This is a genomic window from Nocardioides sp. GCM10030259 (assembly GCF_042666375.1).
Taxonomy (GTDB): Bacteria; Actinomycetota; Actinomycetes; order Propionibacteriales; family Nocardioidaceae; genus Nocardioides.
In genome coordinates this window covers 1-754 of record NZ_JBHTDF010000012.1, presented here as the reverse complement: position 1 = coordinate 754, position 754 = coordinate 1, and the positions used below count along the sequence as shown (strand labels likewise).

Annotated in this window: 1 protein-coding gene; it reads left to right on the top strand. The window is 68.6% G+C overall.

Annotated elements, in window-relative coordinates; genetic code table 11:
• On the top strand, positions 1-747 hold a 747-nt coding region (locus ACFQQI_RS12365), incomplete at its 5' end, for an IS3 family transposase (RefSeq protein WP_378563301.1).
• Positions 748-754: the final 7 nt, after the last annotated feature.

Sequence of the window (754 nt, the reverse complement as noted above, 5' to 3'; positions counted from 1 at the left end):
GCGCGCGAGCACCGATTCCGTGCCCGGTTCGGCGCTCGCAAGATGTGGCTCCACCTGCGCGCACAGGGCCACGAGGTGGCTCAGTGCACCGTCGAGCGTCTGATGGCTGCCCAGGGCTGGTCCGGAGCACTGCGAGGCAAGCCGATCCCCACCACCATCGCGGACCCACGCGACGTGCGGCCCGGCGATCTGGTCGACCGGGACTTCACCGCCCCGGCACCGAACCGGCTCTGGGTCGCGGACTTCACCTACGTCGCGACCTGGTCCGGCACGGTCTACGTCGCGTTTGTCTTCGACGTCTACTCCCGCCGGATCGTGGGCTGGCGGGCGGCCACGAGGATGACCACCGACCTGGTCCTGGACTGTCTCGAGCACGCCATCTGGACCCGCCAGCGCGACGGGGTCAGCGACCTGGCCGGGCTGGTCCACCACACCGACGCGGGCAGCCAGTACACCTCGTTCGCGTTCACCAGCCGGCTCATCGAAGCCGGCGTGGACCCATCGGTGGGCTCGGTGGGCGACGCCTACGACAACGCCCTGGCCGAGTCCCAGATCGGGATCTACAAGACCGAACTCATCCGCCCCGAAGGTCCCTGGCGCGGCGTCGAGCACGTCGAGCTGGAGACCCTGACCTGGGTCGACTGGTTCAACACCGAGCGGCCCCACGAATCCATCGACGACCTGACACCGATCCAGGCCGAGGAAGTTCACTACGCTGCACGAAACCGTCTCGTCCCGACCGGGTAGAGACACC